We start from the raw sequence: 13,315 nt of genomic DNA on the forward strand, positions 1-13,315 counted from the left end.
CCTTCCAATTACCCCATAGAAAAATAGCTCTGCTTGAGGCGCACGCTTTTGCTTAGGGTGGCGTGGCTGATGTCCCGTTGTCGATTGTTGTTGCGGATCTCTTGCAGGAAGGCCATTAGCAGTGAACTGGCGCGCTCGCGGCGAGATTGCAGCTCAGGATGGCTCTGAATGCCGACGAAGAAAGGATGATCGCGCAGCTCAACGGCGGCGATACCCCGGCCTTTTTCGCCGGTGGCGCTGACGTCAAGGCCCGCGCCCTGCAGTTCATCCACCAGTTCCGGGTTGAGGCTCCAGCGCTGGTTGTAACGCTGGGTCGATTCACGGCCGAGGATCTGCGCCATGCGACTGCCGGGCTGGCTGTAAATTTGCTGATTGCCCATGCTGCGCGCCGAGTTTTGCGGTACCGGCAGGCAGGTTTGTAAGGCATTGAGGGTGGCTGGCCCGTGCATCACCACGCGTTCGCGGCCGAGCGTTTTCTGGCCGAGAGCCGCCACCATGTGATGCATTCCCTGATTAATTCCCAGCGCGGGCAGACGATTATCCAAAGCCCAAGTGGCGATAGCCAGCAGGCCATTTTGCGGGTTTTCCCCCTGCGCGGGCAGCAGGCCCGGTAACAAAACGCCATCAATATCAAACAGCGTGCTATCGAGCTGGCTGCCCGACAGCGTTGGCGCTACGCCGACCACCTCAATGTTCAATGCCAGTGCATCGGCGGCGTCTCCTAGTGCAGCGAGCAGCGCCGGATAACTCTCCCGGTGCTCGCTCATTTCGCCCACTATTGCGACGCGTAATTTCTGCCCCGCACGCATCACCGGCTGTAATACTGAGCCAAAAGCCCAGCGACCGAAGATGTCCCTTGCCCAGCCGTTGCTGCGCATTTTTCCTGTATCGACATCCTCTAAATGGAACTTTTCCTGCTGTTTAACCACTTGTAATGATTCAACCTCGATGCCGTTTTCGGCGGCTCTTAGCGCCAGCTCGCGGTCCAGCGGTTGAATGGACGGAATAACGATATCTTCACGCAGGGCGCGGGTTATCAGGCTATCGAAGTCCATCTCTGCGCCGGGACTGCGTCCGGTCAGGCGCTCCAGCCACACCAGCCCGCTGGTCACTTGCTGCCCCTGTGCGGTGACGTGTTGGCGCGCATTAGTGAAGCGTTTGGCATCGTGAGTGACGGGCAGGTGACACAGCGGTAACGCGCGCAGTTCAGCAAGTATCGCGGCCATCGCGCCGTACAACGCAGGTTCGGGCGTGGAGTGTGCAATAAAGGTGATAGTCATCAGTAAGCCTCTGTCAGATGTTTTCGCGGATTAAAGGGATGCAAGAAGCGATCCACGTTAGAGAACCCTAAACAGCAGGAAGGGGATGACGCGCGACCAATCGTGGTGAAAATGCGAACCAGTTCGGCAGTAAGAGATCCCGGCCATCTCTGGCCGGAATAGATGTTTACTCGTGACGTAAGAAGGTATCGGCGTCGCGCCACGCCGGGAAGGCTTCGCGGTAGTCTTGCAGCGCCTCCAGCGACAGTTCAGCACTCAGCACAATGGCTGCGCCCGGCTCGGCGCGGGTCAAATCTTCCCCCTGCGGGTTGATGATCACGCTGTCGCCGCTGTAGTGATGGCCGTAATCGTCATCCCCCACGCGGTTACAACCGGCGACGTAAGCCTGATTTTCAATAGCGCGGGCGGTCAACAATGCCGACCAATGGCGGCTGCGCGGCGCTGGCCAGTTAGCCACATACAGCGCCAAATCATAATCTTGCTGATTGCGCGACCAGACCGGGAATCTCAGGTCGTAGCACACCTGCGGCAGAATTCGCCAGCCGCGCCACTCGACGACTTCACGCTTTTTCCCCGCCACATAATAGTTGTGCTCACCGGCCATGCGGAACAGGTGGCGCTTGTCATAGAAGTGAACTCTGCCCTGCGGCTCAACCAGCAGGAAACGGTTTACCGCGCCTTTATCGGTGTTCAGCGCGACGCTGCCGCCAATCATGGCATTCAGGGTTTTCGCCCACTTTTGCAGCCACTCCACCACGCGAACTTCCGGCAGTGCACGGTCGGGAGCCTGCATCGCGAAACCGGTGGTGAACATCTCGGGCAGCACAATCAGGTCGCGGTCGGTTAAAGGCGCCAGCAGGGCGTCGAAGTGGGCGAGGTTGGCTTCGCCGTCCAGCCAGACCAAGGGTTGTTGCAGTAATGAGAGTTTTAAAGTTGACACAGTCGCTCCGCAGCAGCGTCCAGCGTGGTTTCTTGTTTGGCGAAACACAGCCGGATCAGTTTGTGTGGGAAAGGTGCGGCGCAGAACACCGACATCGGGATCGCCGCGACACCAACATGTTCGGTCAGCCAGTGGCAGAATGCAACGTCATCTAAATCAGAGACATCGCTGTAATCGACCAGCAGGAAATAGGTGCCTTGGCTCGGCAGCACTTTCAGGCGACTGTTCGCCAGGCCCTTGGCTAAACGATCGCGCTTGGCCTGATAAAACTCGGGCAGCGCCTGCCAGTGTTGCGGCTCTTGGCGCAGCATGTCGGCCAGCGCCAGCTGCACCGGGGTGGTGATGGAGAAGGTCAAGTATTGATGCACTTTACGCAATTCGGCAGTGATGATCGCGGGGGCAATGCAGTAGCCGACGCGCCAGCCGGTCATGTGGAAGGTTTTGCCGAAGGAGGAGACGGCAATCGCGCGCGGGCGCAACTCAGGGTGGCGCAGCACGCTGGCATGGCCTTCGGGCGCGAAGCAGATGTGCTCGTAGACTTCATCGCTGAGCACGAAGATGTCGTGCTCAGCGATGTGCTGCCAAAGCTGCTCGATATCCTGATGACTTAGCGTCGTTGCCGAAGGGTTATGCGGCGTATTGATAATAACCAGCTTAGTGCGACTGCTAATTTGGTCGGCAAAGGCCGCCCAGTCGATGCTAAATTCCGGCGGCTGGAGCTGAATGCGCTTCATCACCCCGCCCGCCAGTTCAACGGCTGGTGCATAGCTGTCATAGCTTGGGTCGAAGGCAATCACTTCGTCACCTTCGCGGATCAGTGCGGTGATGGCGATATATAAGGCTTCCGTGGCCCCGGCGGTGATGGTGATGTCGCTGGCGGCATCCGGCGCGTAGCCATAAATCTGCGCCGTTTTCTCGGCAATAGCTTCGCGCAGCGCGGCGGTACCGGTCATCGGCGCGTACTGGTTGGCACCCTGACTGACGTGATGCGCAAGGCGCTGTTTGAGGTAGTCCGGGCCGTCAAAATCGGGAAAACCTTGTGACAGATTAATGGCATTGTGCTGCTGGGCGAGGGCACTCATCTGGGTAAAAATGGTCGTGCCCAAGGCCGGAAGTTTACTTTGTGGGATCAGCGCTGCTTTACTCATGGCGTGCCTGCATTAGGGTCTTAAGTTTCCCCGATGATAACACGCTGTTTTCATATGGCAATCAAGACGCTTAGATGGCTAAATGCCAATTTCATCTAGCCCAGCGCTAAACTGTCTATGCCCGTCACGACAGATTTAGATGGAACAGCAGCAGGGTCGCCAAGGCAATGGACGGCCCAAAAGGGAAGTAGGGCGGCTCTGACCCGGTGGGCTGTTTAAGGCGACGTCGGCGCATTACTGACAGAATATGTGCCACGATGCCAAACAGCGCCGAGGCCAGAATCAGCTGCGGCAGGGCCTGCAGGCCACACCACGCGGAGCCCGCAGCGAAGAGTTTGATGTCGCCCCACCCCAAGCCTTCCATCCGACGGGCTTTCTGATATCCCCAACCCAGCGCGCTAAGTACGCCCCAGCTCACTATCACGCCCAGCACGGCATCGGCCAGCGGCAGGGGCAGATAGCCCATTGCCGACGCGCCAAGGCCACTCCACAGCAGCAGAAACACCAGCGGATCGGGCAGCAGCAGATGGTGAAAATCAATCACCGACAGGCAGAGCAAAATGGCGAACATCAGGGCAAACAGGCCCAGTTGCACTTCACTGTAGGCTGGCACGTAGCGGAGTGCTAACAGCAGGAAAGCCAGTCCGGTGAGGGCTTCAATCAGCGGATATTGTACGGATATCGGCATGTGGCAGTGACGGCAGCGGCCGCGCAGCAGTAGCCAACTCAGCACGGGAATATTGTCGCGCTTCGCCACCTTTTCCTTACAGTTCGGGCAGTGCGAGGCGGGCCAGCTTAGGTTTATGGCAGGCGCGGCGGCGTCGTCGCGGTACAGCATCAGCGGCAGTCGGTAGATCACCACATTTAAAAAACTGCCAATGATCAGGCCAATCAGGCACATCAGCGGGGGGTAAAACAGGCGCAAAAATTCGGTCACGGGCGTAGTCCAGACAGGTGGTTAGAAGGAGGTCATTTGGGAGATGGCGTCTGATAGGGCAAACAGTGAGATAAAGACCCAAATCACGCAGCCGCCGAGCACCAGCGTGGCGAGGGATTTCAGCAATCCGGACAATTTATGAATATATTCCTGAATCTTGTCCCGCGAGCGGCTGGAAACTGAGTTAAGCACCTGATTAAAAGAGGGAAGTCCGGCGTACAGGCTGATGTTCAACAGCTCCTCATGCCCAAACAGGCCGCTATCGAGGGCTTCCCCGTAGTTTTGGCCGTGGGACATCTTATACAGCATGCTATCGATATGGTGTCTGAGCCAGCGATTGGAGTTTAACTTGATGATTTCCAAAGCATCGTTAATGGGAATACCGTTTTTCAGCATCAGCGCCATATTGTTAAGAAATACCGATGCGCCAATCTGTTTATAGGTGGAGAAGGGCAGGATTTTATCCAGACAGCGATCGCGGAAGAAGCCCGTCAGGTTGCCCATGGTAAAGCGAATCAGGAAAACGCCAGCGATGACGCCCACGACGATTTTTAGCCATAAGCCTTCAACCAGCGCCTTGCCGAAGTGGTACAACGCCTGCGTCACGCCCGGCCAACTGTTGATGGGCACCACCGCTTCAAAGGCGGGAAACACCTTGACGGCGTAACCCGCGATCACGATAAACGCCAGCACCAGCATGATGATCGGGAAGATCACCGCCGAAATAAGTTTTTTACTCAGTTCGGCGTTGTAGCGAATGACGTTAACCAGCGTCAGAAAGCCGTCGGCGAGGCTGCCACTGCGCTCGGCGGCGTGAATAACGCTGAGCTCATCGCGCGGGATAAGTTCTTCAAAAACCGCGGATATCGAGGTGCTCTCGCGCATTCTGTCGGTAATGTTTTTGAGCTTATGGCTGAAGCCTTTGCCCAGCAATTTTGCCCCTTCTTGCTGGAGTTTGAGCAGCGTGTCATACAGCGGCAGCTCGGCATGGATCATGTCGGCGCAAAATTGGTAAAGATAAAGACGCTGCGATTTAGCTAATTTTCTCAAGCAGAACCTCCATGTCCTCTTCAAGCAGGGTGCCAAACTCCATGGCAAACCAGTTGGCGCAGACGCGTCCTTCCAGCACGGCGGCCAACACTTTCTCTTTGATTTCAAAACCCTCGGTGAGTGAGGTCGAAAGGGCGCGTTTGTTGCGCCACAGGCCATAGACTTTGAGCCACTGCTCTTTGGCGATACATTCCAGCTCGGCGTGAGTTGGCAACATGTATTCCACCACCAGTTGCCTACCCGCCACGCCGGTATGCTTGCAGGCGTCGCAGCCATCGCTATTCCGGGCAAACAGGGCGTAGGCCTTGCCGTAGTCGGTGGCGCGGGTGGATTTTTTGCAGGCGTTACACAAGATAGGGACCAGCTTTTGGCACTGGAGTCCGGCAATAAAGCCGGGCGTCGAGAGCTTATCGCTGGTGATGCCCATGGCGCACAGGCGCTGCAACAGCGAAACAATATTGCCGGCGTGGACCGTGGTGAAGCAGTAGTGACCACTTTCGACGGCTCCGGCCAGCGCGTTGGCGGAGATGCTGTCGCGAATTTCCCCCACCATCAGCACGTCCGGGTCGCGGCGCAGCGCGGATTTGATGGCGACGTGAAAACCGCCGTCTTCGGCATTCAGCACCGAGCTTTGCTTCGCGCCGTAGATTTGATACTCCACCGGATCTTCGACGGTGAGGAAGCAGCCTTTGTCGCCATAGCGATTGATCTGCAACCACTCCATCAGATTCTTTAAGGTGGTCGATTTCCCCGATCCCGTGGTGCCCGAGATGATGTAGGCGCCGTACGGGTTGCGCAGGATTTTTTTCAGGTCGTCCAATTCGGCATGGCTGATCCCCAGCTTATCCAGGCTGGCGACCACGGTTTTTGACACGCCGGAGGGGATGATGCGCAGCACGGCGTGGTAGCAGCCATCCTCTTCGCCAAAAATCGGAAAGTGGGCATAGCGAAAGCGATAACTCTTCTTGTTCAGCATGTAGAGAATGTTGGCGCTCTGCGGAATGTTGCGATTCCAGGTGGTGTCTTTGGTGCTGGCCTCCACGTTGTAGAGCACGAAGACCAGCTCATCGCATTTCTGCGATTTCATCTGCATGTAGAGTGTCAGCACGCCATTGATGCGCAGCTCAATGATCGCCACCACTTCATTGCGGGTGATATGCAAATCGCTGGCGCCGGAGTCCACGGCGTAGAGCAGGATCTGCTCCAGCGTTTTTTGGGTTGAGCTGGTGCCCAGCGCGGCTAACTGGCGATTCTGCGAGGATAGCTCTTCAAGGATTTCGTAATACGCGCCGTCGCTGACCTGCACGATGCCGCTGATGTTCGGCGACTGGGCTTTGCTCAGCCGCCAGAGATCAAATTGAATCAGCGGCAGATACTCCAGCAGCGGGCGCGGGCAAATCAGGTAGTGCTTATCTGCCAAAGAGGCCGTGAGCAGGTGCTCATCATATTCTTTAAACAGCCAGCCGCTGCCGGTGATATCGGGAGACTCAAGTTTCAGGTATTCAAAGCTCACGGCGTGACTTCCTTAATGGTCACTAACCCATCCGTAGCGCCGGGGAACAGCCTGTACGCCTTGCCATTGGCGTGAAAAACGTCGTCGAGGCGCATCATTTTGACCTGTTTTCCTGTCGACACGGCTACGCGCTGAACCCCGGCGATATTAGAAACCAGCAGGACTTTAGGCTCGCTGGAGAAGGGCATTTGGGCGCTGCTGGCCTGACTGTAGGAGGGCGATGACGATGACTCATCGTCTAGAAAGGGCGCATTTTTAAGCTTATGCAGCTTGCTTCTTAGCTCTTCCAGCGCCAGCTCGTTAGCCAGCTTTCTATGCTCCGTTTCAAAGAAGAAGTTATCTTCCATCATGCTGGCAATGTGGTCCTGCTCGGGCGCCGCTGCCGGAATTTCAACATTAGGCTTTGCCAGAGGCGGGAAGATATTTTCGGCCTGCGCACTCAGGGCAGCGGGGAATAGCAACAGCGATGCTATCAATGTCCATTTTTGCATAACAATCCTCCTGATATTTTTGTCCCTTTTTCACTCACGGCGACCTCTTTAATAAAGAAGGCATCCGGATAGGCGAGCGTGGTGAAATATTGCATCACATAAATAGACGCCCTCGGCAGTTCTATCTCCCATGTGGCATTTAATATGTTGTACCTCCGAGCAAGGCGCGCGCCGATCTCTTGCTCTAGGGCCGCAACTGAAGACTCCGGCGCGGTAAGGAGGTTTCGCCACGGTGGTGTTGTGGGAGTGAATATAACTCAATAAATTGACGCATTGCGGCAATGTAATAGCGTCGCCAGATTGATATTTTTGCAGCAAAGGATGATTTTCCAGCTTTGATGGCACTCCTTGATAGTTGATTTCGCTCGCAGCAAAGCTGGCCATAAAATAGTGATGCCAAAATTTCTTTAGCTGTAAGCTAAATATCGCATGATCTTTCAATAGATATTGGAAATCACAACGGGTGGTGTCGCAGGTAATATTCTCTTCCCGATAGCCCGCCATTTCCAATGGAACCCGGCTGCGGGCGATCTCGGTCAGCAGCCTGTTGAGGCTACTGATATGCCCGCCGGTAAAGCTGTCGAGATAATATTGTTTGACCTGTTGTACCTTCTGCTCAATCTGTTGTTGGGCAATCTGCTCCTGCGCCAGCCGCTCTTTTTTAGGGACATAAAGCAGGAAATAGGCTCCGCTGATCGACAGTAGAATAAAAATCACCAAAACCGTGACGATAATAATCGGCAGCCTGCGAGCGGAGAGGGTGATGTCTTTCCAGATATAGTCTTTATTCAGCATGGTTATTTATCCGGAGAAAAAGAAGTCCAACAGCACCAGGGTTAAACCCAGTATGCCAATGCCAGCCAGTAGCAGGGCGCTATAGAAAAAGACGCGCTGTTTGCGCAGCCTTTTCTTGCGTTTTTCACACAATAAAACAACGGTTTCAATATGCTTATCTTGCAAGGGAATAATCTCTAAATGGCAATAAGCAGAGGTCGGCACCAGCCGTATCACCTCATTAAAAAAAGCTTTGCTCATTAACCGGTCCGTCCCGCTCATAATCTGGCCGTTATTAATGATTAATAAATAATAGTGATCCTCCGCGGTGGCGGCGTAATAAATGCCGTCGCCAAACTGCGTGTTGATATAGGTAGCGAAAGGATCATGTTGTAAAACCGGTTTATCCGTATAGCCATAGTGATTTTTATTTTGCTTATCAGCATAGACCACCTGATGATGGCTTTTTTTGGTGGCTTCTATCCATTGGCGATACCCCTTGGCGTTGCTCTCTGAGTTGAAATTCTCCCAGATTAACCCCGTCACGATATTGTTCTTGGTGAGTTGTTCAATAAAGTTAATTTTCATTTGTAGGTATAGGGCGCCTGATGATAATCAATACCCACCACCATGACGACGGTGGCATCTGACTGGTTGCTCTCGCCGCCCGCACCTAACAGCATGGCGCGCTGGCCGTCTGACGTCTCCGTGGCTTCATATTTGCTCACCATTAATAATGTGCCCGCCGTAACGGTGGAAACATTAAAGGTTTCAGTGGTGGTAACCACCGGAAGCTGAATCAAATCAAAGGTATCCAGACCATTTAAAAAACGTTTGGTAAAACCACTGGAGACTTCTATTCTCCCGTCGGACAGAACTCGTGGGGTAATAATAAAGCTGGTGCCCGTAATGATTTTGTCGGTGGTAATTTCAATGGTTTCGCGGTTAGTCGTTTCATTAATGGTTCTGGTGCGGCCGGAAACATAATTTTGTCTCTTGGTCATATTTAACGGGATCGGCACATTATTGCGAGTGACGAAGGTGCCGCTCTGCAAAACCCGTGATCCAGAAAGCTCATATAACGCGTCAAGCTGGGCATTAATATTCAGCATGCGCCCGGAGTCGGGCGTGTAGAACTGGCGCGATGCTTTAAGGCTTCCCTCTGCCGATTTCATCATCGCCGTGGAAAGGTTAATTCCCGTGCCACCGTTAACAAAGGCGAGGTTTAACGCTGCACCGGCTTTTTTAATTTTCCGCTTATCCAGCACAAAGACTTTATAGCTCACAATAAATTGTCGGCTATTGTCCGTCTGGTATTTTTTCAATATGGCGCTCAGCGTCTTATATTCAGAAGGTCTGGCGGTAAAGGTTAAAATAGAGGCATCTTTGAAAATGCTATACACGCCGCTGGAAACATACTTCTCCGCCATATCTTTAACGTCTTCCCAGAAGGAGGATTCAAACTTGGTTTCTGACTTGGCAACTAAGCCGCCTTCTGAGCTGACCTCATTACTCGACAGGTCGAGTGACGTTTCGGATTTATTATTTTGCCCATAGAAATCGAGTTTGATGGCATAGGTTTCATACAGCTTGGTGGTCAAAACATTATTGTGATCGAGACTGGCTGCTACATCATAAAGCGATGAGATGTAACGCATAAACTCTTCGAATGTGCCCTTAAAACTGATGCTGTGTGCCTGATATTCAGGCTCTTGGTTGCTCATCTTGTCGCTATTGGGAAGCGAATCATTGATGCGATAACTTATCCCTGCCTGGGCGGCGACGGTATCAAGCAAGGTCTGGAGATCGATAGGTTCATAGGATTCAATATTAATACTTTGACTCAATAGCTGCTGTTTTTTGGCGCTATATTCAACACGCTTACCGAGGAAGGCCGTGTTGTATTTTTGATAGGGGCGCGTTTTAGTAGCATCTGCCTCGACCACCTGCGGCAGCTTATTGGCTTCGCTATCCAAATCATATTTTTGGTCAAAGTAGTGAGTGCAGCCCGGTAACATAGCGGACAAGCAAAGTATCCATAATTTATTATTCATCACTGTTTCCCTGTGAGATCACTGCCCATCAACGATTAATACTTTATTTTTGCTGTAAAACTTAATCACCAGGCCATAGTTTTCTGAGGCAAACATATTCCCCAGGTCAGTAAGTATTTCATCATTGTTTTTGCCTGATATCACCGTATCGGTAAATATCATGTAATCACTGTCGCTATTCCACAGCAGTTTGTAGCCGACTTTATTCGCCCAAGTTTTAATTTCCTGACTTAATAGCCGGTTCTCATGCAGCACCAGAATTTGGTTCTGAATCGTCACTTCGGCATGCAGCAGTGGTTTATTTAATAGCGAGCCAGATAACGTCGCGTTATCGTTTTTTACCGAGTGACTATCGCTATGCAGCGACGCGTAAGGCATTGAGCTAATCAAAAAAATGAGTGCAGATAGCGTTTTAAATATCCCTTTCATAATCACATCCTGAAGTTGCACTGATTAATTAGGTTGTCCAAATGGGTTTCTGAAATAACTACGTGAATAATCAACTTCAATCGTGCTGCACCATCTGGTGATCACCACAGATACGGAGCTTGGGTTACGGTAGCTAAAGGTTTTTTCATAGGCCCGGTTATAAGCCGCCACGGTGGAGGTCACGACCCATATCTTTCCGTAACGGTTAACCTGAATTTCAACTTTACTAAAATCAGAAGATATGGAGCTTGGAGCAATGGAACGAGTTAATGCCGGATTGGAATAATCTCTAAGGTGTGTCGCCACATTCTGTTTCGAGTTATAGGAAACATCGGACGATACGGAAGAAATGGCTGCCGCAATTCGCGGATAAAGCTGGCGATTATTTGGGCCAAGGGGGCAGCGCTGGACGGGCAGGGTGATTCTGCCCCCTTCTTCTAGCAGCGGTCCCATGTAATCTTGGTCATATCTGGCTCCTGCTAGAGGGGGAACATCGGTATTCATGCTATTACCGAAGGCGGCATAGCTGATCAGCGGAATGGTGGTTAATTCCGGCTTAGAATGGGTATATCTGCCCGGGCTTTCGAGGATCACGTTTGAAAGCAGGGTGCCCACCGTCTTGGTACCGTCGGGATTTTCTGCTTGCAAAACCAGCAGTTGGTTATCGGAATGGTTATAGCCTTGCCCGTCTGCACTTGAGAGGCAGAGCGTTGATTTTGATTTGGTGCCATCCCAGCAGAGCTTGTCAGCCCCGTTTTTACCGGTGTGCTCGTTTTTCGTGCTAACGGAGAAACGAATACCAAATTGCTGTTGCAGATGGCTTTCGGCGCTGGCGATATAGCGACTCATGTCGCCAAAATTCACCGGCTCTCTCTTACTGCCGCTACCCGTCATCAGCAGCGTCCAGGCTGAATTCGCCGAGCTACCCAGAGGGCGAACCAGAATATGGGCGTGTGAATAGCTAAGTCCCGTACTCTCAAAGGCCTGATTAAAAGCCTGAAGGTAGCTATCGAACTTCAGCTTATCCTCTGCTTGTTGGGTCAAAGGAGTGTAGCTGATAATAAAATCTACCCGATCGATATCCAAACGTGAGGGATCGCCGACAACATCAACGCGGACAATATTTAATACATCATTCTTAAGCTGGCTAGGGTAGGCGCAAGGAAGGTACTCTTTCTCGAAATGGTAGGGCGTATTTAATGATTCAGGCCCGCAGCTATTGCTGGTGAAATAGCTCCTTTGGCTTACAGAACTGTGCCATTCAAAGAATTTTGCGGTTTGCAGGGGATCCGCAAATTTATAATTAGTGACTCTTTTGCTGTAAATATCTTTTCTGGCTCCGGTTAATGTTAAGTCATAAAGCGGATTGATTTTTAAATGATTCCCTTTACCGTTTTCAATAACAGAAATCTTACCTTGCTGAATAAAGTCAATCAGGCCGCGTATCTCACCGGTTATCAGTTTTGCCGTCTGTCGTTGTTTAATTTCTTCAACTTTCTTTTGCTTTAAATCCATTGTAAAAGCCATGCCAAGGCCGATGATTGCCAGCACAACTAACATTTCAAGCAATGTGAAACCGCGAGAGAATTTATACACGATGAGGCCAATGTTATGGTCAGCAAAGAGATCCCTTCTCCCGCAGGAGAAGGGGGCGAGGCTTAGCGACTGCCTAAAACAATGGCGTTATTGGCGTTGGCAGAACAAACGCCCAAGGTTGCCGCAGGGGTGATAGTGATGTTGCCGTTAGAATGCAGGCTTCTCAACACGGCAGGGCCCGGTGCGACATCAAGAGAGGCTGGTGCGGCGGCATCAACACCCGGCGCGGCGGAGACCACGCCAACGTAGTCCCACTGATTACCGATTTGGGTAATGATGTTACGACACTGGGTTTGATCTAAACCGTTTACAGTCAGGAAGAAGCCTTTCAATCCTGCGGTGGCGACGGTGCTGATTCTGGTACCGCCCATATGGAAGTAGTCGCCAGAAATGCCGTTTTTCGCTTCGGATTCAGACAGCTTGCCTAACTGCACTAATGCCGCGATCATCACTTTCGAGTTAGTGGTGTTGAGGATAGTTGTTGGCGTCATGTTAACCCCGGCGGTTGCTGAAGGAACCGGGTAGCTGGTATTTCGATAGGCTTCCTGTGCAGCCAAACGGATGCTGTTGGTGTTACTCACCAATTTAGTGATGGACTGGCTGCTGAAGGCGCGCTGTGCAAGCACCACCACCCCTGCGGCAATCGTCCCGACAATACCCAGAACGATAATGACTTCGAGTAATGACATTCCTCGTTGTTTTCTAAATTTTTTATACGCGTTAGCTTTATTCTTAAGCATATTAATTTGTTCTTTCACGACACATTCCTTATGTATGCTAATGGCGATTTGGAAAGACTTTAATTTTTGGCATTAAATAGATAATAAATAACCCCTGGCGCAGTGATTATTTAATCGCAGATATCTAATGGCAGAGAGATTGTTATGTATGCGCGAGATAGAATGCAATAGTTTTTTTGTCGAGAGTTAATGCTCTTATAATATTTTAATGGTTTTTATTCTGAGGTTTATTATCTGTTGTTTTTATATATTCGATTAATTAATTCTATTTTTTGTTTTTGATTTATAAAATGAAATTAACAGGGGGCGAGTTTATTATGATGGGATATATCGATTAGCTGTTTAGATTAGTCATCTCAGAGG

At 51.6% G+C, this 13,315-nt stretch carries 13 protein-coding genes; all 13 read right to left on the reverse strand.

What is annotated here, in order from left to right; all coding sequences use genetic code 11:
• Positions 1–8: 8 nt before the first annotated feature.
• The 13 genes from V2154_RS03985 to V2154_RS04045 all read right to left on the reverse strand — a co-directional run bounded on the left by V2154_RS03985 (position 9) and on the right by V2154_RS04045 (position 12,952).
• Complete coding sequence (locus V2154_RS03985; protein ID WP_353501147.1) at positions 9–1,280, reverse strand: glutamine amidotransferase-related protein; 1,272 nt, start codon at positions 1,278–1,280, stop codon at positions 9–11.
• A 166-nt stretch (positions 1,281–1,446) separates the two neighbouring features.
• Positions 1,447–2,220: an amidohydrolase gene (locus V2154_RS03990; RefSeq protein ID WP_353501148.1), complete on the reverse strand. Its 774-nt coding sequence runs from the start codon at positions 2,218–2,220 to the stop codon at positions 1,447–1,449.
• Positions 2,208–3,368, reverse strand: a complete 1,161-nt coding sequence (locus V2154_RS03995) for a pyridoxal phosphate-dependent aminotransferase (protein WP_353501149.1) — start codon at positions 3,366–3,368, stop codon at positions 2,208–2,210. Before V2154_RS03995 ends, V2154_RS03990 begins: the two co-directional genes overlap by 13 nt.
• Positions 3,369–3,492: 124 nt before the next feature.
• Positions 3,493–4,305 carry a prepilin peptidase gene (locus V2154_RS04000; RefSeq protein ID WP_353501150.1) on the reverse strand — a complete coding sequence of 271 codons (813 nt, stop codon included), beginning with the start codon at positions 4,303–4,305 and terminating at the stop codon, positions 3,493–3,495.
• Between the two features lie 21 nt (positions 4,306–4,326).
• Positions 4,327–5,355 (reverse strand): type II secretion system F family protein, encoded by a 1,029-nt coding sequence (locus V2154_RS04005; RefSeq protein WP_353501151.1) that lies wholly within the window; start codon positions 5,353–5,355, stop codon positions 4,327–4,329.
• On the reverse strand, positions 5,339–6,868 hold the full coding sequence (locus V2154_RS04010) for an ATPase, T2SS/T4P/T4SS family (RefSeq protein WP_437341989.1): 1,530 nt from the start codon (positions 6,866–6,868) through the stop codon (positions 5,339–5,341). The genes V2154_RS04005 and V2154_RS04010 overlap by 17 nt, the downstream gene beginning before the upstream one ends.
• Positions 6,865–7,359 carry a hypothetical protein gene (locus tag V2154_RS04015; protein WP_353501152.1) on the reverse strand — a complete coding sequence of 165 codons (495 nt, stop codon included), beginning with the start codon at positions 7,357–7,359 and terminating at the stop codon, positions 6,865–6,867. The genes V2154_RS04010 and V2154_RS04015 overlap by 4 nt, the downstream gene beginning before the upstream one ends.
• 48 nt (positions 7,360–7,407) lie before the next feature.
• Positions 7,408–8,154, reverse strand: coding sequence for a hypothetical protein (locus V2154_RS04020; protein WP_353501153.1), 747 nt, complete (start codon positions 8,152–8,154; stop codon positions 7,408–7,410).
• A 6-nt stretch (positions 8,155–8,160) separates the two neighbouring features.
• Positions 8,161–8,721: a hypothetical protein gene (locus V2154_RS04025; RefSeq protein WP_353501154.1), complete on the reverse strand. Its 561-nt coding sequence runs from the start codon at positions 8,719–8,721 to the stop codon at positions 8,161–8,163.
• Positions 8,718–10,187, reverse strand: a complete 1,470-nt coding sequence (locus tag V2154_RS04030; RefSeq protein ID WP_353501155.1) for a type II and III secretion system protein — start codon at positions 10,185–10,187, stop codon at positions 8,718–8,720. The genes V2154_RS04025 and V2154_RS04030 overlap by 4 nt, the downstream gene beginning before the upstream one ends.
• Positions 10,188–10,205: 18 nt before the next feature.
• Positions 10,206–10,616 carry a TcpQ domain-containing protein gene (locus V2154_RS04035; protein WP_353501156.1) on the reverse strand — a complete coding sequence of 137 codons (411 nt, stop codon included), beginning with the start codon at positions 10,614–10,616 and terminating at the stop codon, positions 10,206–10,208.
• 24 nt (positions 10,617–10,640) lie between these two features.
• Positions 10,641–12,212, reverse strand: coding sequence for a type II secretion system protein (locus tag V2154_RS04040; RefSeq protein WP_353501157.1), 1,572 nt, complete (start codon positions 12,210–12,212; stop codon positions 10,641–10,643).
• A 62-nt stretch (positions 12,213–12,274) separates the two neighbouring features.
• Positions 12,275–12,952 (reverse strand): type IV pilus major pilin, encoded by a 678-nt coding sequence (locus V2154_RS04045; protein WP_353503910.1) that lies wholly within the window; start codon positions 12,950–12,952, stop codon positions 12,275–12,277.
• Between the last annotated feature and the right edge of the window lie 363 nt (positions 12,953–13,315).

This window comes from Ewingella sp. CoE-038-23, from assembly GCF_040419245.1.
Classification (GTDB): Bacteria; Pseudomonadota; Gammaproteobacteria; order Enterobacterales; family Enterobacteriaceae; genus Ewingella; species Ewingella allii.